At 49.8% G+C, this 420-nt stretch carries 1 protein-coding gene; it reads right to left on the bottom strand.

Going from position 1 to position 420, the window contains the following annotated elements:
• A partial coding sequence (locus tag STRDD11_RS13355; protein WP_164828521.1) for a serine hydrolase occupies positions 1–420 on the bottom strand: 420 nt, incomplete at both ends.

Here is a 420-nt window from a genome sequence, read left to right as displayed (position 1 = left end):
GGCTTAAGAGCGAATTGTCCATGCTTTTAGGGGCATAACTCGTGTAAAACAGGCTTCTGACAAGGGACAGTGGACCGGTCTCGAAATAGCGAGCGCTGCGGTAGTAACCGGGCTGGAAATTTTCAAAGGCAGCCTTATCCGTCTTTTTCTTGGCTCCAAAGATGAGTTCAGGCATCTGGACATTGTAAATATCCTCCCCCTTTTGGTTGGTCATGACGGTCAGACCGATGCCGTTTTTCAGGTCCAGCAGGATATAGGATGAATAACCGGTCGAATTTCCACCATGGCCCAGCACCATGGTGCCATATTCTTCGACCATGAAGCCATGGGCGTTGAGCAGTTTGTCTGTTCCGGGATAGGTAGAGGTCGCTGTGTAGAGTGTCGTCCAAGTCTCAGCTCGTTTGAAAAGCTTGTCCTTCT

Origin of the sequence: Streptococcus sp. DD11 (assembly GCF_001578865.1) — a bacterium.
Classification (GTDB): Bacteria; Bacillota; Bacilli; order Lactobacillales; family Streptococcaceae; genus Streptococcus; species Streptococcus panodentis.
This window is presented reverse-complemented; position numbering and strand designations above follow the sequence as displayed.